This is a genomic window from Micromonospora sp. HK10 (assembly GCF_000982955.1).
Classification (GTDB): Bacteria; Actinomycetota; Actinomycetes; order Mycobacteriales; family Micromonosporaceae; genus Micromonospora.
The window spans coordinates 21,519-46,187 of sequence record NZ_KQ058810.1; the positions used below are offsets into that span (position 1 = coordinate 21,519).

Annotated in this window: 15 protein-coding genes; 11 read left to right on the forward strand and 4 right to left on the reverse strand. The window is 67.3% G+C overall.

Features of this window, described 5'->3' with window-relative positions:
• Positions 1–10 precede the first annotated feature (10 nt).
• The 4 genes from LQ51_RS12790 to LQ51_RS12805 form a co-directional block, all read right to left on the reverse strand.
• Complete coding sequence (locus tag LQ51_RS12790) at positions 11–592, reverse strand: GNAT family N-acetyltransferase (protein ID WP_231605729.1); 582 nt, start codon at positions 590–592, stop codon at positions 11–13.
• 80 nt (positions 593–672) lie between these two features.
• Positions 673–1,353 (reverse strand): GOLPH3/VPS74 family protein, encoded by a 681-nt coding sequence (locus LQ51_RS12795; protein WP_046565461.1) that lies wholly within the window; start codon positions 1,351–1,353, stop codon positions 673–675.
• A 9-nt stretch (positions 1,354–1,362) separates the two neighbouring features.
• Positions 1,363–2,367, reverse strand: coding sequence for an acetamidase/formamidase family protein (locus tag LQ51_RS12800; protein ID WP_369799850.1), 1,005 nt, complete (start codon positions 2,365–2,367; stop codon positions 1,363–1,365).
• Between the two features lie 5 nt (positions 2,368–2,372).
• Entirely contained in the window at positions 2,373–3,779 is a 1,407-nt protein-coding gene (locus LQ51_RS12805) for an APC family permease (RefSeq protein ID WP_046565465.1), read from the reverse strand.
• A 374-nt stretch (positions 3,780–4,153) separates the two neighbouring features.
• Here LQ51_RS12805 and LQ51_RS12810 point away from each other — a divergent pair, with 374 nt between their 5' ends.
• The 11 genes from LQ51_RS12810 to LQ51_RS12865 all read left to right on the forward strand — a co-directional run bounded on the left by LQ51_RS12810 (position 4,154) and on the right by LQ51_RS12865 (position 24,321).
• Positions 4,154–5,623 (forward strand): helix-turn-helix domain-containing protein, encoded by a 1,470-nt coding sequence (locus LQ51_RS12810; RefSeq protein WP_156313070.1) that lies wholly within the window; start codon positions 4,154–4,156, stop codon positions 5,621–5,623.
• Positions 5,624–5,636: 13 nt separating this feature from the next.
• The gene (locus LQ51_RS12815) at positions 5,637–6,269 is read left to right on the forward strand and encodes a 2'-5' RNA ligase family protein (protein ID WP_046565467.1); all 633 of its coding nucleotides are present in this window, start codon (positions 5,637–5,639) and stop codon (positions 6,267–6,269) included.
• An 883-nt stretch (positions 6,270–7,152) separates the two neighbouring features.
• Complete coding sequence (locus tag LQ51_RS12825) at positions 7,153–7,374, forward strand: helix-turn-helix domain-containing protein (RefSeq protein WP_369799851.1); 222 nt, start codon at positions 7,153–7,155, stop codon at positions 7,372–7,374.
• Complete coding sequence (gene brxE / locus LQ51_RS12830; protein WP_197087685.1) at positions 7,371–7,979, forward strand: BREX-6 system BrxE protein; 609 nt, start codon at positions 7,371–7,373, stop codon at positions 7,977–7,979. The genes LQ51_RS12825 and brxE overlap by 4 nt, the downstream gene beginning before the upstream one ends.
• A complete protein-coding gene (locus LQ51_RS12835) occupies positions 7,976–8,761 on the forward strand; it encodes a hypothetical protein (RefSeq protein ID WP_046565476.1) in 786 nt (261 codons plus the stop codon). The genes brxE and LQ51_RS12835 overlap by 4 nt, the downstream gene beginning before the upstream one ends.
• Complete coding sequence (locus LQ51_RS12840) at positions 8,758–9,396, forward strand: DUF1788 domain-containing protein (protein WP_046565478.1); 639 nt, start codon at positions 8,758–8,760, stop codon at positions 9,394–9,396. The genes LQ51_RS12835 and LQ51_RS12840 overlap by 4 nt, the downstream gene beginning before the upstream one ends.
• A complete protein-coding gene (brxC, locus tag LQ51_RS12845) occupies positions 9,393–13,025 on the forward strand; it encodes a BREX system P-loop protein BrxC (protein WP_197087687.1) in 3,633 nt (1,210 codons plus the stop codon). The genes LQ51_RS12840 and brxC overlap by 4 nt, the downstream gene beginning before the upstream one ends.
• A gap of 19 nt (positions 13,026–13,044) precedes the next feature.
• Complete coding sequence (gene pglX / locus LQ51_RS12850; protein WP_082159408.1) at positions 13,045–17,331, forward strand: BREX-6 system adenine-specific DNA-methyltransferase PglX; 4,287 nt, start codon at positions 13,045–13,047, stop codon at positions 17,329–17,331.
• Positions 17,328–20,249, forward strand: a complete 2,922-nt coding sequence (gene pglZ, locus LQ51_RS12855; protein WP_156313071.1) for a BREX-6 system phosphatase PglZ — start codon at positions 17,328–17,330, stop codon at positions 20,247–20,249. Before pglX ends, pglZ begins: the two co-directional genes overlap by 4 nt.
• Complete coding sequence (gene brxD, locus LQ51_RS12860) at positions 20,246–21,571, forward strand: BREX system ATP-binding protein BrxD (protein WP_046565482.1); 1,326 nt, start codon at positions 20,246–20,248, stop codon at positions 21,569–21,571. The genes pglZ and brxD overlap by 4 nt, the downstream gene beginning before the upstream one ends.
• Positions 21,568–24,321 carry a DEAD/DEAH box helicase gene (locus LQ51_RS12865; protein ID WP_046565616.1) on the forward strand — a complete coding sequence of 918 codons (2,754 nt, stop codon included), beginning with the start codon at positions 21,568–21,570 and terminating at the stop codon, positions 24,319–24,321. The genes brxD and LQ51_RS12865 overlap by 4 nt, the downstream gene beginning before the upstream one ends.
• Positions 24,322–24,669: the final 348 nt, after the last annotated feature.

A 24,669-nucleotide genomic window follows, 5' to 3' on the forward strand; every position in this document is an offset into this window, starting at 1 on the left:
GGTGGACGGGCTAGGCGTGCTGGTCATGCCAGCGGTCACCGATCGAGCGCGCGGAGTTGGTCGGCATGGTTCTGCTGGCGTGGTGTGGGTTGCGGCGCATGGGGTGCAGGCTCGGCCCGTTCGGCACGGTGAGGGGCGGGCGAAGCTTGTACCCGTAGCGGGTGAGCAGGCGTTCCGCTTCGGCGGGGACGGTGGTCCAGGAGGGCAGGTCGATGCGGTCGATGCGGGCGCGGTGATGGCTGAGCAGGGCGCTGCCGCAGCCGGTCTTCTGCCGCGTTGGGGATACGGCGAGCAGCGCCAGGTGGTAGTGCGGTTCGGTGGGCTGCTGCTGTGCGATCAGGCCCTCAAGGGCGGTGAAGCGCTCAGCGTGTGCTCCGGCGGCCTCCACGAGGCGGGTCGGGTAGTTGGCCGGTGGTGGGATCGGTCGGTAGCGGTGAAAGCCGACGATGGCGGCGGTGAGGTGTACGTCGCCGAAGACCATCGCGTGCTCCACCCACACCGCGACGACGTCGGTCAGCACCCGGCGGCGCTGCGCCGCGTCCGGTACCAGCCAGCCGGCGAGCGGGCTGGGGTGCAGCGTGTCGGTGATCAACGCGGCGACGGTCTGTCTGTCCAGCGAGCTGCGCGGATACGAATGCTGGAGTCCACGGTGTTGTCGTCCCTCTCGGCGGATTATCGGTAGGTGGCGGTGGCGAGGTCACCGATCGCGGCGTCGACGGCGGCGGTGATTTCCCGGACGGGGCGGTGGTGCTGGGCGGCGATGGTCTTCAGATGGGCGGTGAGGGTGGCGGTGTCGTCGTCGAGGTAGAGGTGGTCGGCGAGGCCGAGGACGGCGACGAGTCCGGCGAGGGCGGCGGTGTGGTTGTCCGGTTGTTCGCGGCCGGCGGCGAGGTAGCGCAGGCGGGCGCGGGCGATGACGGCCCATTTGGTGTCGGTGGCGAGGTAGGCGTCGGCGCGGACCAGGCCGCCGAGGCGGCGGCGGGCGGTGTGGCGCAGGATCCCAGCGGCGACGAGTCCGGCGCGGGTGCGCTCATACAGGTCGTCGGCGAAGCTACGCAGAAATGCCTTCACCGTCGGAGTCGCACGGGAGTAGCGGATCGCGGCGAGGGCAGTGTCGGCAATCAGGTCACCGACCGGCTGGTCGGAGTTCAGGCGTAGCCACCAGTCCGCAGCCGGATGCTCGGCGTAGGAGTCGAGGGTGATCCGTCCGGCGAGGAACAGGTCGATCAGCACTGCGCCGGCCATGCCGAGGGCCAGGGCTTGGCGGTGCAGGTGCGACTGGCCGGTGTCGTCGTGGTGCCCGAGCAGGAACAGCTCGTCGCGCAGCGACAGGTGGGGTATCGACGCGGTCATCCCAGGCCCCTATCCCTGCACGGCGGCAAGGGCCCGCAGCCGGGCGTGCGCGTCGCGGTAGGCAGCCTGCCGCTGCGGGAGCACGGCTTTGTCGATGGCCGCCAGAACGGTGTAGTTGGGGTCGCAGACGTTGCCGATGGGCGCTCGCCCGGCCTGCGAGATGAGCTGATAGGCATCCAGCGTGTGCAGGCCGCACAGGTCGACGGTCCAGCCGGTGAGGTCCTGGTGGGCCATGCGGTAGGCGTCCTCCAGCGGGCGGGCGCAGCCGACCGACATGATCGCCGTGTCGGTTTCCAGACGCGGCCAGGCGGTGTCGGTACCCTTGATGACCTCGACGGCGAGGGTGGTGACGGTGGCGATCTCCACGCCGACACCGCAGACTTCGCCGTGGCCTTGGCGGGCGTGTCCGTCGCCGAGGGCGAGCATCGCCCCGTGCATGTTCACTCCGAGATACAGGGTGGTCCCGGCGCGCAGTTCCGGGGTGTCGAGGTTCCCGCCGTAGTAGTCCGGGACGATCGTGGACCGGGACTCCATGCCACCTGGGGCGACGCCGATGGTGCCGATCATCGGATCCAGCGGCAGCTCGACCATGTGGTCACTGGCGGTGGCCCGGTACCGGACGACGCCCGCGTGCCCGTCGATGTCGTACACCCACACCCGCTCGTCCAGCGGCGGCTGCAGGGTGGCGGTGTGCGAGGTCGACGTGAGTGCCCCGAAGTAGGGGAACGTCGCCGACACACCCCAGTCGCGGGCCGGCTCGATCGACACGAGGTGCACGGCGAGGGTGTCGCCGGGCTCGGCGTCCTCGACGAAGAACGGCCCCGACACCGGGTTCAGGTAAGGCATCTGACACACCTGCGACGGCAGGTCCGCACGCCCCCGCACCAGGCCGCCGAAGCAGTCCTCGGTGTGCACGGCGAACAGGTCGCCGGAGCGGACGTGGGCCACCGGCAGGCGTCCACCGAAGGTGTAGGCCAACTCGTCGCGGGCGGGACGGTAGGTGAAGTGACTCATCGCGATCACACCCGCTCCATGTCACGCCCGACGGTCTGGGTGGGGGCCAGGCCGGACAACACCGGCCGGCGGCCGGTCAGGTACAGGCCGGCCAGGACCAGCACGCCGAGGCCTAGCCAGGCCAGGCCGAGGCGCTGGGCGGCGATGTTGGCGTTCACCACCACGTAGGCGAGGATCACGAACCCAATTCCGGGCATGAGCAGGTGCGCGAACCAGTTGCCGCTGCGACGGCGGATCAGGTGGTGAACGACCACGGAGACGTGCAGGACCAGGAACGCCACCATCGCCCCGAAGTTGATCAGCGACGACAACAGCGTGATGCCATCCGCCCGGGTCGCCATGTACAAGCCCAGGGCGAGGGACACGACGCCGGTGAGCAAGGTCGCGTTGATCGGCACGCTGCGGCGCACCGACACCTTCGCCAGGAACGCGGGGAGTTGCCGGTCGCGGGCCATCGCGTACAGCAGCCGAGACGTGGCGACCTGCGCGACCATCGAGTTCGGCAGCCCCCACGCGATCGCCGTCGCCACCGCGCACACCGTCGCCAGCCAGCCTCCGCCGGCCACCGCGGCGGCGTCGTAGAAGGCGGTGCCGTTCACGTCGCCCTCGGCCAGCAGCCCGCCGGGGTTGGGCACGAGCATCGCCGCCAACCACGTCTGCGTGATGAACAACACCCCGGCCAGGACGAGCACGGCCGCCATCGCCCGGCCGATCTGCCGGGCGCCGTCACGGGTCTCCTCCGCCAGCATGGAGATGCCGTCGAAGCCGAGGAATGACAGCACCGCGATCGACACCGCGCCCGCGACGAGGGACCAGGTGAAGGTGTCGGCGTTGTAGAACGCGTCCCAGCTGAGCCGGCCCTTACCGGAGGCGAGGGCCCAGCCGGCGACCGCTAGGAACACCGCCAAAACGATCAGCTCACCGACGAGCATCACCCGGGTCACCACCGCCGTCATGCGGATGCCGACCGAGTTGACGATCGTGTTGACCGCGACGAACCCGAGCAGCCACAGCCACACCGGCACCGCGGGCACGGTGGAGTGCATCGCCACCGACGCCACCAGGTACAGCAGACCCGGCACGAGGACGTAGTCGAGGAGGATTACCCAGCCGGCGAGGAACCCGACCGGCGGGCTGATACCCCGACCGGCGTAGTTGTAGACGCTGCCTGACATGGGGAACGCCTTGACCATCTGCGCGTACGAGAACGCGGTGAACACCAGCGCCACCACACCGATGGCGTAGGCGAGGGCCACCATGCCACCGGAGCCGACGTAGACGCTGCCGAAGATCGCCATGGGCGCGATCGGCACCATGTACACAAGGCCGTAGGCCAGGAGGTCCCGAAACCGGAGCTGGCGGCTGAGTTCCTGCTGATAGCCGTAGCGGGCCAGGTCGTTCGAGGTTGTCATCGGTAATCCTCACGAGGATGAGAAGCGCGAGCAGGGTGCGGAGAGACGCCTGCCGTGTGGTCGTCAACGACCCGACGGGGAGGGGCATCCGCGGTTGGCGTTGCTGTGGCAGCCACTTCATTCATCACCAACGGTGGCTACATCCGGACCGACGGTGATCCGGCTCGGCAAGCTTGCCAGCTCATCCATGTGAATGGATCCCCAGTGGTGGTGAGATTTCCCCCCACCCGTGCGCGTCCCCGACCTGCACAAACCTTGATCAATTAGTTGCTGCCTCCTCACCCCTGGGCCGGTGGCCTCGTCGCGCCCCGTACCGATTCCGATGAGAGGGGCGATACCGTGCGACAGGAGGCCGTACGTAGGAGGTGACCGCGATGGCGAGGACGACGGGCACCAAGGCGCAGCGTGATCACGTACGCCAGACACTGGCCGGTTTCGGAGCGACACCCACAGCCATCGCGGGCGAGCTGCAGCGCCGCTTCGGGCTGCGCCCCCGGGATGCCTTCCGCCAGGCCCATGGTTGGACCCAGGACGCGGTAGCCGAGCGGCTGAACGCCAAAGGAAACGGTTCGGCGACGTTCACCGGGGCGCGGATCAGCGACTACGAGCGGTGGCCCTTCGGGGGTCGTCGGCCCACCTTGGGCGCCTTGAACGCACTGGCGCAGGTCTTCGGTACCGAACCGAGCAGTCTGGTCGACCTCGACGACCTGACCGCTATGCCGGAAGCAGACCGAGTGGTGCTGAGCGGCAGGAGCGTCGCCCCGATGCCGGCACCATCGGTCGCATCCTCAGCACCGCCTGGCGCGACGGCTGAGCCGCTGCGGTGGGACCTGGGCGCTCTGCAGGACGAGACGGAACTGGTGATAGCGATGGCAGAACGCACGGCGAGCTTCGGCGCATGGGCGCAAGCCTCCAACGTCGGGCCCTTCACCCTCGACGATGTCGCCGCCTCCACCCGCAGGATCGCCGTCGACTACCTGACCGAGCCGCCCGTCGTCGTCTACGCGCGGGCCGGGCTCCTGGCCGACCGCGTATTCCGCCTTCTGCAGACCGGGCGTCAGAACCCTGATCAGTCTCGGGAGCTCTACACCTGGGCGGGCTACCTCTGCACACTGCTCGCCTGGATGGCCGGCGATCTCGGCCACCCGGCGGCGGCCGAGTCCCAGGCACGCACCGCCTGGATGTGCGCCGAGACCGTCCGCGACAACACCCTCCGCGCCTGGGTTCTCTCCACGATCAGTAAGACCCACCTGTGGGAGCGGCGGTTCGAAGACGCGGCCAACGCCGCCGTGCGCGGCTACGGCCATGCCGCCGAAGGCAGCGCGGCGGTCATGCTGGCGTGCCAGGAAGCGGACGCGTGGGCGGAGATCGGCGCCGTCGAGCCGGCACGGGCAGCACTGCAACGGGCCGAGGAGGCCCGCCAACAGGCAAGCCGCGACCCGGTGGGGGGCCTTCTGGCCTGCGGCACGGTACGCCAACACAACTACGCTGGATCAGTGCTGCTCCGCATCGGCGAGGCCGCCAACGCCATCGAACATGCCGAGCACGCCCTGACGGAAGCCGCCGCGGATCCCTCGATCGCCTACGGCACGCTCGCCCAGATCCGCATCTGGGCCGCCGCAGCACATCTCAAAGCCGGCAGCCTCGACGGCGCGGTCTCGGTCCTGTCGCCGGTGCTCGCTCTGCCACCCGAACAGCGGCTCGACCCGCTGGTGCACCGCCTGCGTGGCGTCGGGCGCAACATCGCCGGCAATCCGTCACTGCGCGCGAGCATTGAGGCCCGCAATGTCCAAGCAGCCATCACCGAGTTCTGCGCCACCGGCGCCGCCCGGCAACTTCCCTGAACCTGGAGAACCCATGGCAGTCCCGCACGCCACCGATATCCGTGATCACTGGTACTGGCGACCGGGTTGGGGCATCGGCTCCCGCTTCTACACCTGGCACATCACCTTTGACGGACAGCCCGAGGTCGAGAAGCTCGCTGACCAGTACCGGTCCCTGCTGTCCTCGCAGCCCAGCCTCGACGTCATTCCGAACCGATGGCTTCACCTCACGATGCAGGGCATCGGCTTCGTCCAGGACGTCGCCACCGACGACGTCGACGCCATGGTGGCCGCCGCCAGTGACCGCTGCTCGCGCCTGTCACCCTTCAAGCTCACCATCGGCACCCCCCACGTCGATCCTGAGTCCATCCAGATCGCTGTCGACCCGATCGAGCCCGTGCGGCAACTCCGCGCCGCCATCCGTGCCGCCATCGCCGACGTCTGGGGCCAGGACCGCGTACCCGAGGCCGCCGACCCCTACAACCCTCACCTCAGCCTTGCCTACACCAACACCGACGGTCCCGCGGCGCCGCTCATCGAGGCACTCTCCTCCGCTCCGAAGATCAGCGCGGATGCCCTGATCACCTCGTGCCAGCTCATCGTCCTCAACCGGGACGAGGGCATGTACGTGTGGGAACCGTACGCCACCGTAGAACTCGGATCCTGAATCCTGTTGCTGACATCCGCCAGGCGACCGCCGATACTGGCTTGCGGACGCGTTGCCGCATGGGCGCGGTAGTCATGCACTCTGCGATGGCAAAGCTGGGATAGCCAGGACCGTCACGCCAATGCCGTCGCCGTAGAGCCGGCCGAGCGACCCGGCGGCAACCGATGTCGCCGGATGGCGAACGAAGACCTGGCATCCGCTCGCCCAGAATGACAATTATGGCTACATCGACGAGCAGCCCCTGCCTACAGCAAGGTGAGGTATCGCGCGGCGGCTAAGGTGTTGAGCTCGGCGCTCTTGGGCAGAAATTGACGTCGGCGCGGAAGGCCCAGTTCGGGTGGGTTGCCGGATTCGTTGTACTGGCACGTGGCCAGTCGGCGCTCCCGTGCGTCGGTTAGCAGGTCTGGCGCGTGATCGGCGTGGTGTGGCGGCCTGAGTGCGGGTAACTGACCCAGCGGACCAGGTGTAGCACGTGGCGTCGGGCCCAGGCGCGCAGGAGCTGGATGACCGAGGGGCGGCCGTCGGGGTCGAGCATCCGCCTATTCCGGATGCCTCCCGTGAAGCCACTCTCGCTGTCTGTGCCCACGGCTGACCCGCGAGCAGGTGGCGTCGACTAGCAACATGACATCTTGGCGTGCACCGCGTCCCATTTGCCGACACCGGAGCCGGCGTCCTGTCCGGCTCCTCGAGGGCCTGCTTCTCGAAGGACTACCGGGCGCTGCGGACCGGGAGCGAGGGGACGCGGCGGTAGCTGAGAGGGCGCAGATGCTTCACCGGGATTAGCCGAGTCTCGCCGACCCGCGCCGATCTTTAACGCTCCCTGTCCTCCGTGATACGTTCTTGCCGCGTCTGACGAGGGCGTGAGCGACAGCCCATCTGCGCCCTGTGGAGCCGAATGATGAACGAGCACGAGCCCTGGGTGTCGGTGGAGGAGGTTGCGAAGCACCTTGGCATTGCCAAGGACACGGTCTACCGCTGGATCGAGTCGAAGTCCCTGCCTGCGTGCCGGGTGGGCCGGTTGTGGAAGTTCAAGCTCTCGCAGGTCGATGCTTGGATTGAGGCGGGTGGAGCGGCCGACTCGGACAACGAGAAGGTCGAGCCATGAGCATGTTCGATGTCGAGAACCTACCGACAGGGAGTGAACGAGCGCCGATTCCGATGTCGGACATCGACGCGGCGCTCACCTCCCAGCTCGTGGTGGCGTGGGCGGGCGAGACGGGGGAAGAACGCGGGCTTGGTTGGTGGCGCTCCGACCTCGTTTCCGAGTACGGGGGCGAGGATCTGTTCCGCCGGCTGTTGCCGGGCACCTGGCGCTGGGCTGTGCTTCAGGGCGCGAGAGAGGCTGCCCGACGGATGGACGCGGACTTGCGGCGCCAGGACCACGACCCTGACCGAATCGTCTCGCTCTTCAGTCTGGGTTTCGAGCTGGACGAGCGTATCGAGGAGCGCTTCCAGGATCTGAAGCGTTCGGGCCGCGCGCCGGACGAGGCGCTACCGGGCCTAGCGGTTGTCAGTGACGGCTGGTGCCGGGATCAATTCTGGGACTGGGTCGTCGGCCACGGTGATGCTGATGCGGCGGCTTCACCGGTCGGACGGCGACTCAAGGGGAACCCTCCGACCGCCTTGGATCAACGGGTGCGGAAGCTCGTCGCGGGGCTCGCCCCAGCGGCCGATACCTACCCGCTTCCCCACTACAGGAGAGCATCATGACGGGCCGCCCACGAGAGGCGACGGAACTGCACACGCGCCTCTCCAAGTGTGCCCTCGAGCTCGATGACTCGCGAGCCTTCTGGGCGCACGCCGACGAGACCACCAACGTGAACGCCCAGCGGGCCTTCGACGAGTACTGGTTTGGCGCTAGGAGTCTGGCGCGCGTCGAGGTGCTTCTCACCAACATGCGTGCCCGATTCAGTGCGTTTCCGTCGGCGCTCGCCGTGCTCCACAGCTGGCAACACATGTCGCCGGACACGCGCAGAGCCATCTGCCACTGGCACCTGCAACTCACCGATCCTTTCTATCGGCGATTCACGGGAGCGTATCTGAACGAGCGTCGCTCTGGGCCTCGGCCCGAGGTGACTCGCGATCTCGTCGTCGCCTGGGTCGGAGAGCAAGGGCCCGGCCGTTGGACGATGTCGATGCGAATCCAGTTCGCCAGCAAGTTGCTCTCCGCGGCGTACTCGGCTGGTTTGGTCGCCTCGAACCGCGACCCTCGCCCGGTCGGTCTGCCGCGTGTGCCGGACGAAGCGCTCGAGTACCTCATGTACTTGCTGCGTGAAACGGAGTTCGAGGGAAGTCTCCTCGATAACCCGTACACGAGTTCGGTCGGCTTGGAGGGCGCCATCCTTGAGGAGCGCTTGCGCGGGCTCCCTGGGCTCGCTTTCAGGCGGCAGGGTGACCTCATCGACTTCGGCTGGAGGCAGCGCGACTTGCGGATGTGGGCCGACGTCAACCTCCGCAGTGACGAGTCGAGCCTGGCTGGAGCTGCACTGTGACTCTTCCCCTGTTCCAACAGACTCCTCTACAAGAGGCGTTCGCCGCGCTGCGGCGAGATCTCATCCATGAGGACGGCCCGCGTATCAGCACGATGCGCAACTATCGCTTCGCGATCATGCAGTACGACCCGCCCGATGAGTTCAAGCTCCGTGGCGAAGTGCAGCGCTTGACCGCAGACCTCGTGGCGAACGGCTGGATGGTCATTTCGATCAGCCTTGAGAAGCTTCTTCTCGACCGTGTCAGAGCGCAGGGCTTGGAGTGGGTCGACCGTGTCGTGCAGATGGAAGAGCGCATGGCCGGGATCGAACCGGAGCGCGGGTTGAACTACCTGAAGTCGAAGCTTTCGCCGCTCATCGAAGGGCCGGACGGGATCGCGGCGGACTGCAGCCGCCTGATCTGCGAGTACGCCGACAAGCACCCGGACACCGTTGACCGGACGGTGGCCCTCATCGGGCGCGCGGGCGCGCTGTATCCCTTCATTCGATCATCAGCCCTTCTTCGTCACCTCGACGGCAGGACGCGAAATGTGCCGGTGGTCCTGCTCTATCCCGGCGAGCGGCGAGGCCCGACAGGGCTTTCGTTCATGGGCATTCTCAATCCGGACAACGACTACCGGCCTCGGATCTATCCATGAGGGACGACATGCTGATTCGCGACCTCTTTCTCTCTGACGTCACGCGGGATATCCCGCCGGTCGTGTATTTCCACGAGCAGGGCGCGGACAAGCTCGATGCCGAGGTTTCCGAGTACATCATCACCGGCGGCTGGCCCGAGGACCACCCGAACCATCGTCGTGTGCCGAGCGGCATCCACGAGCAGTACGTTCGGCTGCTCACGAACATCGCTGCGGAGCTCGATAAGGCAGGTGGGCCCGAACTCCCCAACGCCTGGATCTCAGGTTTCTACGGCTCCGGTAAGTCGAGCTTCGCCAAGCTACTCGGGCTCTCCCTCGATGGGGCCGCGTTGCCGGACGGAGGCTCGCTCGCGGAGGCGTGGCTTCAGCGGGATACGTCGCCGAAGTCTGCCGAGCTCCGCGAGGCGTGGCGTGTTCTTCGCCAGAAGATCGATCCGCTGGCCGTCGTGTTCGACATCGGAGGCATCGCGCGAGACAACGAGCACATCCACGCCGCAACCGTTCGGCAGGTCCAGCGACGGCTCGACTACTGCAGCACCGAGCCCCTCGTGGCGGACTTCGAGCTGCGCCTCGAGCGCGACGGCGAGTGGGCTCGCTTCGAGAAGACGGCCCAGGAGACACTCGGCACGCCGTGGGCCGGCGTTAAGGACAAGGCGTTGGCCGAGGAGGACTTCTCGCTCGTCATGAGCGTGATGTATCCCAACCGGTATACCGACCCCATGAGCTGGTTCACCAGCCGCGGCGGCACCCATGCGCGCTCCGATTCGCCCGAGGAGGCCGTCGCGGCCATCCGCGACATGCTCCAGTTCCGCCGCCCGCGCGCGACGCTGTTCCTCGTTGTCGACGAGGTCTCCCAATACGTTCTATCCAACAAAGACCGCGTGGACCGACTGCGCGCCTTCGCGACCGCCATCGGCTCCACGCTCCGCGGCAAAGCCTGGCTGCTGGCGCTCGGGCAGCAGAAGCTCGACGAGGAGGCGGACGACTCCTTCCTGGTGTGGGCGAAAGACCGCTTCCCTCCAAAACTCCGCGTGCATCTGGCGGCCACGAACATCCGCGACGTCGTCCATAAGCGACTCCTGCAGAAGCGGCCCGACGCCGAGGGACAGCTACGCGCGCTCTTCGAGAGCCACCGGCCCGACCTCAAGCTGTACGCCTACGGTTGTGAGGCGGTGACCCCTGAGGAGTTCGTCGAGGTCTACCCGATGCTCCCCGGGCAGATCGACCTGATTCTGCAGATCACCAGCGCCCTGCGCACACGCTCGGCCCGGGCCCAGGGCGATGACCAGGCCATCCGCGGTCTGCTCCAGCTTCTCGGTGAGCTGTTCCGCGACGAGAAGCTCGCCGAACAGCCGGTGGGCGCGCTCGTGACCCTCGACCGGATCTACGAAGTTCAGCACACCGCGCTCGACTCCGACGTGCAAGCGTCGATGGCCCGCGTGCTGAGCCAGTGCACCGATGATGCGGACGGGCTCATGGTGCGCGCGGCCAAGGCGGTGGCACTGCTCGAGCTCATTCAGGACACCCGGGCCACCGATGCGAAACTCGTGGCCCAGTGCCTCTACGACCGAGTCGACCGCGGCAACCATGTGGCTGCCGTGACCGAGGCGCTCGAGGAGCTGCGCCGCAGGAACCTGCTCGGCTACTCGGAGAAGCACGGCTACAAGGTCCAGTCCTCAGCCGGCGAAGAGTGGGAGCGTGAGCGCCGCGACATCGGCGTCGCGCGCGAGGCCATCAGCGAGATCGTGCAGGACGCGCTCACCTTTCTCCTCGCCGCTCCGGACCGCCCTCGACTTCAAGGACGGCCATTCCCTTGGGCGGGGCAGTTCTCCGACGGCCGCCGCGCGGACGACGTCAACCTCGTCGACCCGCGCGACGACGCCGCCGCCCGTGTCGACTTTCGCTTCCTGGCCCGCGAGGAGCGCACCGAGAGCACCTGGGTGAAGAAGAGCGGCGAGACCCCACTTCACGACCGCCTCGTCTGGCTGTGCGGCGACATCGACCACGTGGACCACCTCGCGCGCGAGCTCTACCGCTCGCGAGCCATGGTCAAAAAGTACAAGCCGCGCCGTGAGTCGTTGAATCCCTCCCGCAAGCTCCTGCTCCAGCAGGAGGAGAACCGCGCCGAGGACCTCGAGAAGCTCGCGCGGGATGGCATTGCGGCGGCGTGGATGGCCGGAAAGATGTACTTCCGAGGTCGGGGCATCTCGCCCCAGGAGCAAGGCGCATCGTTCGCCGCAGCGCTCCACACGATGGCCACCCGGGTGCTGCCAGACCTGTTCCCGCACTTCATCCCCACGCAGGTCCAGCCTGCCGAACTGCTTCAACTCGTCGAGGCCGAGCTCTCGGGCCCGTCACCCAAGTTCCTCACAGGCGACCTCGGCATTCTAGAGCTCGACTCCGGACGCTACGTCCCCTCATGCAGCGGCGTCGTGGCAAACCGCATCCAGGAGCACATCGAATCCGAGGGGGGCCTGGGCGGGACGACGCTCCTCGCCCACTTCGGCGGCCCACCCTACGGCTACACGGCGAACGTCGTGAAGGCCTGTGTCGCAGGCCTGCTCCGCGCCGGCAAGGTGCGTCTGCAGCCCGATGGCGGCAATGAAATCACCGCCATTCGCGATGCAGGAGTGCGGGACCTCTTCGACAAGGATCGTGCCTTCCGACGTACAACAATTTTTCCGGCCGGCGAAGACGACATTGGCTTCCAGGCGCGGGCACGCATCTGCAGGTTCTTCGAAGAGCGCCTCAGGCACCGCATGGATCGCGAAGACCACGCCATCGCCGACGCGGTCGCCCAGCACTTCCCGCAGCTCGCCCAGAAGCTCCGCGACGTACAGGGCCGGCTCAATCAGCTCCCGGGCTCGCCTGAGGGGCCCGCCGTGTTTGGCAAGCTCGGCGAGGCACTCGAGCAGTGCATCCGCACCTGCCGACAGACCAAGCCAACCGTCAAGCTGGTCAAGAGGCACCTCGACACGCTGCAAGACGGCGTCCAGCTCCTGCAGCTCTACGACGCGGAGCTCACGGTCGATGCCATTCGGGCCGTCGCAGCCACCCATGGCGTGCTCACGTACCAGGCAGCCCAGCTTAAGGACCTCGGCGTCGAGGCAACCAAGGTTGAGACAGCCGCGACGCGCCTCACTGCCCAGCTCCAAGCCGAGCGGCCCTGGCGCGACATCAGTGCGCTCGACGAGGACCTCGCCGAGATCCGCAACTGCTACCTCGCCGAGAGGCAACGGCTGCTTCAGTGGCAAGAGCAGCAGGCGGAGACGGCCCGGGCCCGCGTGAAGGCGCGCGACGGCTTCAGCACCCTCACGGGCGAGCAAGCACACCGCGTGCTCCGACCCCTCGCGCTAGCGGTGACTGACACCACCACCGAGGCAATTGCACCACCGCTCGTCTCCCTGAAGGACCCGTTCGCGCTCGCGCTGCAGCGTGCCGAGGACCAAGCGAATGACCTCCTCGACGAGATCTTGAGCGAGGGCGAGAAGCCGCTCATCGCCCGGGTCGACCTGCAACTGCGTAATCGAGAGGTGGCGACGGAGGCCGACGTACAGGCGCTCGTCGACGAGATCAAGAATCGTCTGCTTGAGCAGGTCCGCGCCGGTGCGCGCGTGCGGCTGCTGTGACCGGAGGACGACCATGCCCATGACCTCCGACGCCAAGCGCGCGCTCTCGGCAACCATCCGGTCCCTGCGCGCTCGCCTCCTCGACGACCTCCACGCCGCCACCGAGACGGCCTACCGGCTCTCGGTGCACACCCGCGACGCAGGGCTGGACGACGCTGCGCGTGCCCGACGCGGCCGGCTGGAGGCGTGGGTGGCCGAGCAGCTGCGAGCACAGGGCGCCGCCAAACCCAGGGGAGGCCGGTCCGCGGAGGACTTCCGCCGCGAGGCCGAAAAGCAGGCGGCTTACACCCTGCTGAATCGCCTGGTGATGCTACGGCTCATGGAGGCGCCGGGACCCTCGGGCCAGCCGCTTCGCGCGCCCGCCGTGGTTACCGGTGGCTGGGAGAGCCGCGCCTACAAGGACCTCCGGCAGCTCGCGCCAGGGCTCGTGCGTGGCGATGAGACCGAAGGCTATGCCTTCCTCTTGCATCTTGCCTTCGAGGATCTCGCCACCGAGCTGCCCGGTCTCTACGGGCCGGCAGGGGTGGCCGACCTCGTACCCGTTCCGGCTGCGACACTCCGCCATGTCGTCGACGCCCTCAACGCCGAGGTGCTCGAAAGCTGCTGGACCGACGACATGACGGTCGGCTGGGTCTACCAGTACTGGAACGATCCCGAGCGCGAGGCGCTCGACGACAAGCTCAACGGCGGCGGCAAAGTCGAACCGCACGAGATCGCCAGCAAGACCCAGATGTTCACCGAGCGCTACATGGTGGACTGGCTGCTCCAGAACTGCCTGGGGCCGATGTGGCTGGCCATATGCCAGAAGCACGGGTGGACGCCCGAGGTTCAGGCCGACGGCACGCTCGACCGCCTGGAAGAGCGGAGGGCCGAGTGGCGGGCCAAGCGCGCGTCGCGCGAGGTCGCGCTCACCGACCTCATGCCGCTGCACACCGACGTTGAACGCCGCTGGGCCTACTACGTGCCGCAGCCGATCCCCGAGGACGCCGTGGCGCAGGCGCTCGAGACCGTGCGCGAGCTGAAGCTGCTCGACCCCGCGGTGGGCTCGGGGCATTTCCTGGTCGTGGCCCTCGACCTGCTGGTGGCGCTCTATCGCGAGGAAGCCCGGCACCGGGGCGAGGCCGGTGGGGAGCGCTGGTCCGATCGGGCCATTGTCGAACGCATCTTGTCCCACAACCTGCACGGCATCGACCTGGACCCGCGGGCGGTGCAGATCGCGGCCGCGGCCCTGTGGCTCAAGGCCCGGCAGGTGGCCCCCGACGCCCGGCCCGAGCGGCTGAACCTGGTGGCGTCGAACCTACGCCTCGCGAGCCTGGCCGACGACGACCCGGCGCTAGTCGAGCTGCGCCGCGAGGTGGAGCGCGAGACAGGCATCCCGGACGGACTGACCGACACGCTGATCCACGCCCTGCGCGGCGCCGACCACCTGGGCAGTCTGCTCAAAGTAGACACGGCGGTGGATGAGGCCTTGGAGCGACACGAGGCCGTGCTGGGACGAGCCAAGCCGGAGCAGGGTGACCTCTTCGCCGGCTTCAAGCCACAGCCGGAGCGCGTCCCCATCGGTCGCGACGAGGCCAAGGCCACCCTGCTCGATCGGCTGGAAGGCTTTCTGGCGAAGCACACTGGCGGCGACGACCTCGGTCTGCGCCTGCGCGGCGAGCAGCTCGCGGCGGGCGTGCGCTTCGTGCGGCTGGTGCGCGAGGGCGTATACGACCTAGTGGTGGCTAATCCGCCGTACCAGGGTTCGCAGAAGCTGCAGGATTCATCCTACATAGACACGCGTTACCCGCTGTCGCGGTACGACCTTTACTCGGTCTTCATCGATCGTGCGCTGCAGCTGTGCAAGGCAGGTGGCCTCACTGCCATGGTAGCGATGCGCAGCTGGCTCTTCCTGAGCCAATGGGAGCAACTTCGACGGAAGATACTTCAGCAAAACGCCCTTCGAGTCGTTGGCGACGTCGATCGTGGGGCCTTTGGTGAGATCAGCGGCGGCGTCGTCTCGGTTGCACTGTGGACCGCCATGAAGGGTTGCTCCGCTCGTGGTGCCGGCTTTCAGACCGGACTCCGCGTGGGATCTGGTGCAGGTTCCTTCCCAGAAGCGAAGCGTGCTGCACTGATTGCGCACGCCAATAGGCACGACTTCGACTCCGACCGCCTGGCAGGCATAGCAGGGCATCCGCTCGTCTATTGGTGGAGCGACGAGTTCTTGGATGCCTACCTCGTCGCACCCAAGCTCAAAGACGTTGGGCAAGTTCGGCTCGGAATGTCAACTTCCAACAATGCACGATACGTGCGGTGCCCTTGGGAGGTGAAGACCGAGCTTACATCTCGATGGGATGAGCCTCCGGCGGCGAACCTTCCAACGGGATGGGTGCCTACCATCATGGGGGCCAAGGGACTGGGGTGGTTTGAGCCCCTAAGAAACGTTGTTCAGTGGGAGCAGCTTGGCCTGGAGATGAAGGTCGACCAGGAGGTCAAGTACGGAAGCTCGTCGAGACGTATTCAAAGTCAGGATAAGTATTTTTCCGCCGGAATCGCGTTCACAATGCTCGGTGAGCGATTCCGGGCGAGGCTGCATCGCTATCGAGGCATCTTTGGCGACAAGGGCTCGTCGGTCTTCCCAGAGGCTTTGGACGAAGTCGTGTGTGCCATGAACCGCACCCTCGCGGCGGCCGTTGTTGAGGACTTGACATCAACCCTAAGCTTCACCGTAGGCGATGTCGCACAACTCCCCATTGCCCCCGTCGAGAACGCGCGAGCGGTTCTCGAGGTCGTTGACAAGGCCTTCTCCTCCCACGAATACCACCGCGAACCCGCGGTCGAGTTTCGGCGACCTGGCCCCTCACCCTGGCGCCACGCCCAGGATTGGGCCCAGGCCGCCGTGGACCGCCCCGAGGGCACGCCGCTCCCCGATTACGTCGAACAGCTCGACCGCGAGCCCCCCGCCGACCACCTGAGCTTCGCCCTCGGCGTGGCCCTCGGGCGCTTTGACCCCGAGGGAAAGGGGGTGCTGGACCCGACCACCGCCGACGTCTCGCAGACCCTGCCGCTCGGCATCCTGTTCCTCGACGGGACCCTTGACGCCGAGGATCGCCGTGACAGCCTCGGCCACCCCGCCGCCGCGCCCTTGCACGCCGCTTGGACCGAGTACAGCCCGGCCATCGGCACCAAGCGGGGCCTGCGCGATTGGCTCGCCCTCGACTTCTTCAAGGACGTCCACAAGGGCATGTACGAGAACCGGCCTATCCACTGGCCGCTCTCCTCATCGGGCAAAACCTTTGTCGCCTGGCTGAACATCCACCGCATGAATGAGCAGACGCTGCGGGTGCTGCTCGCCGACCACCTCGTCCCGACGCTCGCACGCCTCGACGGCGAGCTGAACGACCTGCGCGCCGCCCGCGCCGGCGTTGACAAGAAGGCCGCCCGCGCCGCAGAGAAGCAGTACGACCGGGTGCTCAAGGCCGTGGACGAGCTGCAGGCCTTCATCGCCGATGTCGAGCAGTGCGCCGACCGGGGCGCGCCGCTGACCGATAATAAGTGTCCTCCCCGCGAGCAGGACGCCCGCTACGTCCTCGACCTCGACGACGGCGTGATGATCAACTCCGCCGCGTTGTGGCCGCTGCTCGAGCCGCAGTGGAAAGACCCGAAGAAGTGGTGGAAGGAGCTGGCCACCGCGAGCGGCCGCAAGGACTACGACTGGGCCCACCTGGCGATGCGCTACTGGCCCACCCGGGTCGACCAGAAGTGCAGGCAGGACCCGAGCCTCGGCGTCGCTCACGGCTGCTTCTGGCGCTACCATCCCGAGCGCGCCTGGGCCTGGGAGCTGCGGCTCCAGGACGAGATTGGCCGTGACTTCCGCATCGAGGAGCCGCCCTATCGCCCTGGCGGTCGCGACCTGGGCGACACTGGCGACGCTCCCCACCGCGACGCCTTCTTGCGGGACCAGCCCGAGTCCGCCCTCGCAGCCATCGAGAAGGAGGCTGTACGGCGAATGGGACGTGGCAAGAGCCGGAGGCTCGTCCCCGAGATGCGCATCCTCGAGATGGGTCTCTGGTCGGCCCACGCCGAGGCCTTGTGGGACATGGAGCTGCGTCTGGCCGAGAAGCAGGGCGCCGAGCTGCGCATCCTCGCCCCCGACGAAACCGAGGCACGCGCTGCGTTCGCGGCGAGGTACCCCGAGAAGGTGCGCGAGCGCCAGGGCTTCCTCGCCAACCTCGTCCCGCCCGCCGAGCTATTCGATGACGAGGACGTTCAGGACGAGCACGCCTACGGCGACGCTGAGGAGAGGGAGGAGGGCGTTACGTGACGACGGCATCAGCAACCCTGCCATCGACGGCGGGGCTCGGCGGCCCCGTGTCTGCGAGCCTCGAGGCGGACCTGCGCTCGTGGGTGCGCCGGCAGGGCGTGGTCGTGTGGCTTGACCAGGCCGGGCACTACGGAGGGTTCGTCGACCGCCTCAGGGCACTGCGTGACTCCGGTGCGCTGCCGTACGAGGTCCACGCCTTCCGAGGCAGCCACCTGTCGCTGATGATGGCGCTTGACGGGGTCGCTGCCGGAACCGAGAAGGTGCCGCTGGTCATCCACCTGCCGGGCTTCACCGAGGAGACCGTGCGCAGCACGCCGCTCTACGAGCTCTACGCGGCCGGGGTGCGGTACCGGAAGGCGCTCGACACCCTCATTACCGAGGCCGCCGCGGGACGGGTGCGCCCCGATCAGATCGCTTCGTTCAAGGCGCAGCCCGACATGACGCTCGCGGGGGCCGACGCCTGGCTGAGTGCACTCCTGGACGACGCCGAAGGCGGCATCGCAGCACAGCTCCGGGCGATGAGACCAACGGCCGTGTTCGACGATCTGCTCACCGGGGGATTCGTCGCGGAACGCATCGGCCAACTCGACGACGAGGATGCCCTCTGGGAACGTCTCGCGGCGTGGGTCGGCCTCCCGGGCTACTGGCGCGATACCACGCTTCCACCCTCGCGGCCGCGCGCCGAGGATGTGGCGTTCGCCGCCGCGAGCTGGGCGCTCTGCGTGGAGTACGTGGACGATCTGAAACGTGCGCCCGTTGGCACACATCTCGCTCAGGCCGCAGACCTGCCGCGGCCGGTCATCGAGACCTGCCGCGCCGTGGCGGCCCATCTCCGGGAGCGCCACGCGGGCTTCTACCAGCGGACGGCCGACGAGACAGAGGCCCTGCTCGCCGACGAGGTCGAGGCGGCCCGGGCCGAAGACCTCGGCAAAGTCGACACGTTCCGGTTCGAAGAGGACAAAGTCCTCAAGGCTGCGTTGGCAGCCCTCGAGCGCGCGAACTACGACCTCGCTACTGAATGGGCCGAGCTGCGCGTGGACACCACGCCCACAAGCGCCTCGTTCTGGCTTCGAGACGATCCCACGAGGCAGTCCGCCTGGCAGCTCGTCCGCGACGCGGCCCGTCTCGGCCAGACCATCGCGCATGCGGGCGAACGACTGGGGGTCGGCGCGAGTGATGGCCTCGAATCCGCCGTGAGCGCCTACGTGGAGCGCGGCGCCGTCGTCGATCAGGCGCATCGGCAGCTCGAGCAACGGCGGGTGGCCTTGCTCTACCCGCAACTGCCCGAGTTCGAGTCCCTGCGGACGCGCCTCGACGGGATGCGCCGCGCCTGGCGCGTGTGGGCCGATGCTTGGGCGCGCGAGTTCAATGCGCTCTGCAAGGCACATGGCTTCCTCGCAGACGCTTCGCTACAGCAGCGGACTCTCTTCGACGAGGTGGTCAAGCCGCTGACCCAGGAAGCCGGAACGACCGCATACTTCGTCGTCGACGCCCTGCGGTTCGAGATGGGCGAGGAGCTCTACCGCCAGCTGGAAGGCACCCCAGCCACCACCGTGCTGCTCAAACCCCGGCTTGCCGAGCTCCCCACCGTGACCGAGGTGGGCATGAACGTGCTGGCGCCCGTCGAGAAGAACGGTCGTCTGCACGTTTCGATGGCGGGCGACACCGGAGGGGTTCAGGGCTTTCAGACAGGCGAGTTTCGTGTGTCTGACCCTGAAACGCGCAAGCGTGCCATGCACGACCGAGTCGGCGGTGGGACGTGTCCTTGGCTCACCCTCGACGAGGTGGTCAGCCGCGACAGCACCTCGCTCAAGCGCTCGGTCGCCCAAGCACGCCTGGTCGTCGTACACAGCCAGGAGATCGACAACGCCGGCGAGAAAGGTGTCGGCCCCGCCGTGTTCGACCACGTCATGCAGAAGCTTCGCGCCGCTTGGCGTCTGCTTCGAGATGCGGGCGTGCGTCGTTTCGTCTTCACCAGCGACCACGGCTTCCTCTTGCTGGACGACAGTGCCGCATCCGCCCAAGCCCATGGTCGTCGCATCGATCCGAAACGAAGGCATGTCTTCTCGCCCGTGGCGGCGGATCACGCGGGAGAGGTCAGGGTCGCGCTGGCGAACCTCCGCTACGAGGGGGTGAACGGGCACGTGATGTTCCCGGAGACCACGGCGGTCTTCGATACCGGCCGGCGGTCCATGAGTTTTGTCCACGGCGGCAACAGCCTGCAAGAACGCGTCATCCCGGTGCTGACCGTGGTGCATCGCACGGCGGCCGGCGGGAGCAGCGTGCAGTACGGCATGAAAGCCGAGGCCAGCGAGGGCGTGGCTGGGATGCACTGCATCGAAGCTAAGGTCGAGGTTCTCGAGCAGCGGTCGTTGGACTTCGGAAGCCCAAGGGATGTCGAGCTTGCGCTGCGGGTCCCTGACGTCGAGGGCGTTCAGGTCGAGCTTTGCCAGACACGCGGCAAGGCGCGGATCGCGGGCGGCGTGGTCGTCGCGACCGTCGGTGAACGCTTCGAGCTCTTCTTCCGACTCTCCGGAGCCGTCGACGCGCGGGCGCTCATCGAGATCCACCATCCGAGCGCTGTGGCGGACGTGGTGCCGTGCGTACCGGATGCGCGCTTCGCGGTCACGGCGACGCGGGCGCCATCGTCACCACCGCCCGCACCAGCAGCGAGCGTCGGGGCGGGCAGTGCGAGCTGGCTCGAGCAGTTCCCCGAGGCGGGGGTCCGGCAGGTGTTCGAGCACTTGGCGGCGCACGGCACGGTCACGGAGAACGAGGCCGCCGCGATGCTGGGCGGTCCGCGTGGCCTGCGGCGCTTCGCCATCCAGTTCGAGGCGTATGCCCAGAAGGCCCCCTTCGACGTGCGCATCGCCGTCGTGGCCGGAGTGAAGCGATACGTACGTGAGGGAAGCGGATGAGCACACTGACCCAGAAGGACGTCGAGCACGTCTTCGAGTCGCTACGCAAAGGCCTCGTGCCCGAGCGGGGAATCGACGCGTTCGCCGTCGGCATCGAGAAGCAACGCGGAGAACTGCATCGACAGCTGGAGCTCGCGAAGAGCGGCGAGGGCACCGTCAAGTTCCTCCGCGGCGGCTACGGTTGCGGCAAAACGTTCATGGCGCGCCTTGCATTGCTTGATGCGCAGGCTCGGGGATTCGCGACCAGCTTCGTCGTGGTATCCGACAATGATCTCAAGTTCCACCGATTCGACGATGTGTATCGCAAGGTGCTGACCGAGCTCGGGACCGCGTCGTGCTCACGAGGAGCCCTGAGCGACGTCCTCGACAGGTGGATTGGCCGCGTGGAGGAAAGCCTCGTCGCGGCCGGAGAGGACGACTCGGACCCCGCCTTCGACGCCAAGGTGCAGAAGCGCCTCGACGAAGACTTGGCGGCCATGACGGGCGGTCAAGCGCCCCAGGACTTCGTTCGCGTCATTCAGACCATCTTCGAGCTGAAGCAGAAGGGTGACGTCGCGGAGGCAGGAGCTCTCATCTCCTGGCTGTGCGGCAGCGGCAACGTCGCCGCATCGGCCAAGAAGGCTGCAGGCATCAAGGGGGACATTGAGAGCCGCGATGCCCTCGACTACCTGCGGGGAGTGCTCGAGATCGTGAAGGCTGCCGGGTACGCGGGGCTCATCATTGTCATCGACGAGGCCGAAACCATCCTCCGCATGCGCTCGGACTCGCGGCACAAGTCGCTGAACGGGATTCGGCAGATTGCCGACGCAGCTGGCAGCTATCCGGGCATGGCGTGGGTCTTCACGGGCACCCCGGAATTCTTCGACACGCGGCATGGCGTTGCTGGCCTCGCCCCGCTTCACGACCGGATCCGTTTCCTGAAGCAGGGCCGCTTCGCCAGCTTGCGACAGGCCCAGCTCGAGCTTGTCCCCTTCGACGCCGATCGGCTTCGGTCGGTCGCCCTTCGTCTTCGTGAGCTGTTCCCCACGTCGGACCGTGGCCGCCTCGACCAAAAGATCAGCACGGCCTTCGTGGAGCGGCTGGTGGCGGAGGTGACCGCGGGCTTCAAGGGCGACGTCGGCGTGGTCCCGCGCCAGTTCCTGCGCGAGTTCGTCACCCAGCTCGACCTGGTCGAGGAACATGCGGACTACGAGCCCATGTCTGAGTACGGGTTTCAGGCCAAGGAGCTCAGCACTGAGGAGCAGTACGTCCTTTCCGGCGCTCGACTCGTCGACCTCGATGACGAGGCGGACGGGTTGGTGCCGACCGAGGATGTGTGGTGAGCGTCTTCGCCCGCTTCGCACCGCGCCTGCAACAGGCGATCGTCTCCCGGCTCGGTTGGTCGAGCCTGCGTCCGGTGCAGGAAGAGGCGGGTGAGGCACTGCTTGCTGGCGACAACGCGGTCATCTTGGCACCCACCGCCGGCGGCAAGACCGAAGCGTCGATGTTCCCGACCCTTTCTCAAATGGTCGAGAACGAGCCGGAAGGGGTGGGTGCACTCTACGTCGCGCCCATCAAGGCGCTGCTGAACAACCAGGCTGACCGGCTCGGGCTCTACACCGAGATGGTCGGCCTACGGCGCTTCGTGTGGCACGGCGACACGCCGGACCATCCCCGCCGTCAGTTTCTCAGGGAGCCTTCCGAGCTCCTGATGACGACGCCGGAATCGCTCGAAGTGATGCTGGTGTCGCCGCGCGTGGACGAGTACAAGCTCTTCGCGGATCTGCGGACCGTGGTCATCGATGAGGTTCACGCGTTGGCCGGTTCCGACCGGGGCGCCCACTTGATGAGTGTGCTCGAACGCCTGGCGCGCATTTCCAAGCATGATGTCCAGCGCGTGGGGCTGTCCGCGACGGTTGGCAACCCAGAGGCGATTCTCACATGGCTTCAGGGCACATCGGATCGCCCGGGACGCGTGGTCAGCCCTCCGAAGCAACCGGGGCGTCGGCAGCTCCTGGTCGCCCATCGCCAGAATCTCGCAGAGCTTTCCCGTGACGCGGCGCGCATCGCGACGGGGCAGAAGACCCTATTCTTCTGCCAGTCCCGCTCCACCACCGAGGCGGTCGCCGAGTACATGAGGCGCGACGGCACCGCCGTGTTCGTCCACCACAGCGCAGTTTCTCGGGAAGAGCGCCAGATCGCTGAGGAGCGCTTTCATCACGGCAGCGACGCCTGCATCGTGTGCACCTCCACCCTAGAGCTGGGCATCGACGTCGGCAACCTCGATCGGGTCCTGCAGGCGGAAGCGCCTGACACCGTGAGTTCGTTCCTGCAGCGCATGGGGCGAACGGGGCGGCGAGCGGGGCAAGCAGCCAACACCACGTTCTTCTGTCAGACGACCGAGGGCGTACTGCAGGCCATCGCCTTGGTCGAGCTGGCCAAGGCCGGCTGGGTCGAAGCGGTCGAGGTAGAGCGCCGCTGCTGGCCGGTGCTTATACACCAGCTGCTTGCTATGGCGCTGGCGACTGACGGGATCGCCGCCGACGACGCCTGGGAGCACCTGGCGCACGTACCGGACTTCCAAGGAATTCACCGGGCCGAATACGACCGTCTACTGAAATGGATGGTACGAGACGGCGCATTGCGGCTCGTAGGGGGCCGGCTGGTCCTCGGGCCAAAAGCGGAACGCCGTTTCGGGCGCAAGAACTTCATGGAGCTTTTCGCGGTCTTCTCAAGCCCGCAAACCTACACGGTACAAACCGCCGGCGGCCAGCCACTCGGCTCGTTGAACCAGGCCTTCGTCGACCGACTCGTCGATGGCGTCAGCAGCTTCCTGCTCGGGGGACGCGCATGGGCCGTCCTTCAGGTACGGCACGAGGATCGCCGCGTGGTCGTCGAATCGGCTCCCCGTGGACGCCAGCCCACCTGGGGCGGCTTCCTCCCGCAGTTTCTCAGCTTCGACGTCTGCCAGCGCATTCTGTCGGCGCTCCTGAGCGATGAGCGCTTTCCCTACCTCGACGACGCGGCATGGGCGGTGCTCGCCGAGCATCGCGATTCCGTGCGCGAGGTCATCGACTCCCCACGTGGAGGCATGGAGTTCGACGATGGGGAGATTCGCTGGTGGACCTTCGCGGGAGGACGCATCAACGCGACGCTTCGGTACGCGCTTGAAGCGGTCGGGGGAGATTGGAAGGTCATCCCTGACAACTTCTCGATCAAGGTGCGGGGTGAGGATCTTGATAGGCACCGGTTCCGCGATGTGCTCACCAGTCTTGCCGAGCCCGAGTTCTGGGAGAACGACCGCCTCTGGTCAGAGGTCGCCGAATCGCTCCCGAGCTATCGCCTCAGCAAGTTCCAACCGCTGATGCCGCCGTGGGTCGAGCGCGAGGTGGTCGCCAGCTACCTGCTCGACGTCGGCGGTGCTTGGCGATGGCTTTCGGGGACGGACACCGGTCTACCTCGCTTGCCTGATGGCGTTCGGACTCTTACACATGGCGACGCAGAGCGCGTCGCCCAGCTCGAGGGGGCCCTAGCGGAGCTGCCCCTCCTGCGTCGAGAGAATGACCGACCGCTGATCTGGGTACGCACGCTGCCGCAACTCGAGGCAGCCGTCGCCGCGCTGGTGTCCGAACCCGTCGTCGGCCTCGACGTCGAAACCACACTCGCGAAGCGCACGCTCTGCCTGATTCAGGTGGCGGGCCGGGAGGCGACCTACCTCATCGACGCGCTCGAGCTTCCCGATCTGGAGCCTCTCGGCCGGCTGCTCGCGAGCGCCGAGACGACGAAGCTGATCCACTACGCCTCATTCGAACGCGAGGTCCTCGGCCGGCACGGTTTCGCCCTAGACGCCGTGCTGGATACACGCGACGTGTCGCGCCGGCTCCGCCCCGCCGCTAGGGGCCACAGCCTTCGCGAAGTCTGCGCGCGTGAACTCGGCATAGAGCTCGATAAGAGGGAACAGGCCGGGGATTGGACCCGGCGACCTCTCACCGAGAGCCAGGTGACCTACGCCGCCCTCGACGCCGAGGTGCTGCTTCGTTTGCACTCGCACTTCGAGGAAGTTGCACGCAGTCCTGCAACTCCTCGCCCTTGACCACACTTGGGCACACGGTGTCCAGCCCTGGCCTGACAGACTGCCCATCAATGGCCCGTCCGGCGCCGTCTACGTCGGCCCGCGCTTCATCTCCGGCGACCACGGCGGCTTCCAGGGCCCCAACCAGCACGTCGTGGCCCCCCGAGGAAGCCTGCCGGGGCTATTCCGGGGGCCCCGATCGCCGCATAGCATCAGACCGGATCACGCGATGGCCGTTTCTTACACCACCAGCGCGGACGTGACCGCTCGTCAAATCGGCCATCCCGACAGCCACGGATGACCAATCGGGGAATTCGGTCTGGTTACCGACAGGAATTTTCATTGCGTTGAGACGCAGTCGGCCCTCTC

Coding starts and splice junctions, on each gene's coding strand:
- LQ51_RS12795 (WP_046565461.1), bottom strand. CDS start 1,353: ATGACCGCGTCGATACCCCACCTGTCGCTGCGCGACGAGCTGTTCCTG.
- LQ51_RS12800 (WP_369799850.1), bottom strand. CDS start 2,367: ATGAGTCACTTCACCTACCGTCCCGCCCGCGACGAGTTGGCCTACACC.
- LQ51_RS12805 (WP_046565465.1), bottom strand. CDS start 3,779: ATGACAACCTCGAACGACCTGGCCCGCTACGGCTATCAGCAGGAACTC.
- LQ51_RS12810 (WP_156313070.1), top strand. CDS start 4,154: ATGGCGAGGACGACGGGCACCAAGGCGCAGCGTGATCACGTACGCCAG.
- LQ51_RS12815 (WP_046565467.1), top strand. CDS start 5,637: ATGGCAGTCCCGCACGCCACCGATATCCGTGATCACTGGTACTGGCGA.
- brxE (WP_197087685.1), top strand. CDS start 7,371: ATGAGCATGTTCGATGTCGAGAACCTACCGACAGGGAGTGAACGAGCG.
- LQ51_RS12835 (WP_046565476.1), top strand. CDS start 7,976: ATGACGGGCCGCCCACGAGAGGCGACGGAACTGCACACGCGCCTCTCC.
- brxC (WP_197087687.1), top strand. CDS start 9,393: ATGAGGGACGACATGCTGATTCGCGACCTCTTTCTCTCTGACGTCACG.
- pglX (WP_082159408.1), top strand. CDS start 13,045: ATGACCTCCGACGCCAAGCGCGCGCTCTCGGCAACCATCCGGTCCCTG.
- brxD (WP_046565482.1), top strand. CDS start 20,246: ATGAGCACACTGACCCAGAAGGACGTCGAGCACGTCTTCGAGTCGCTA.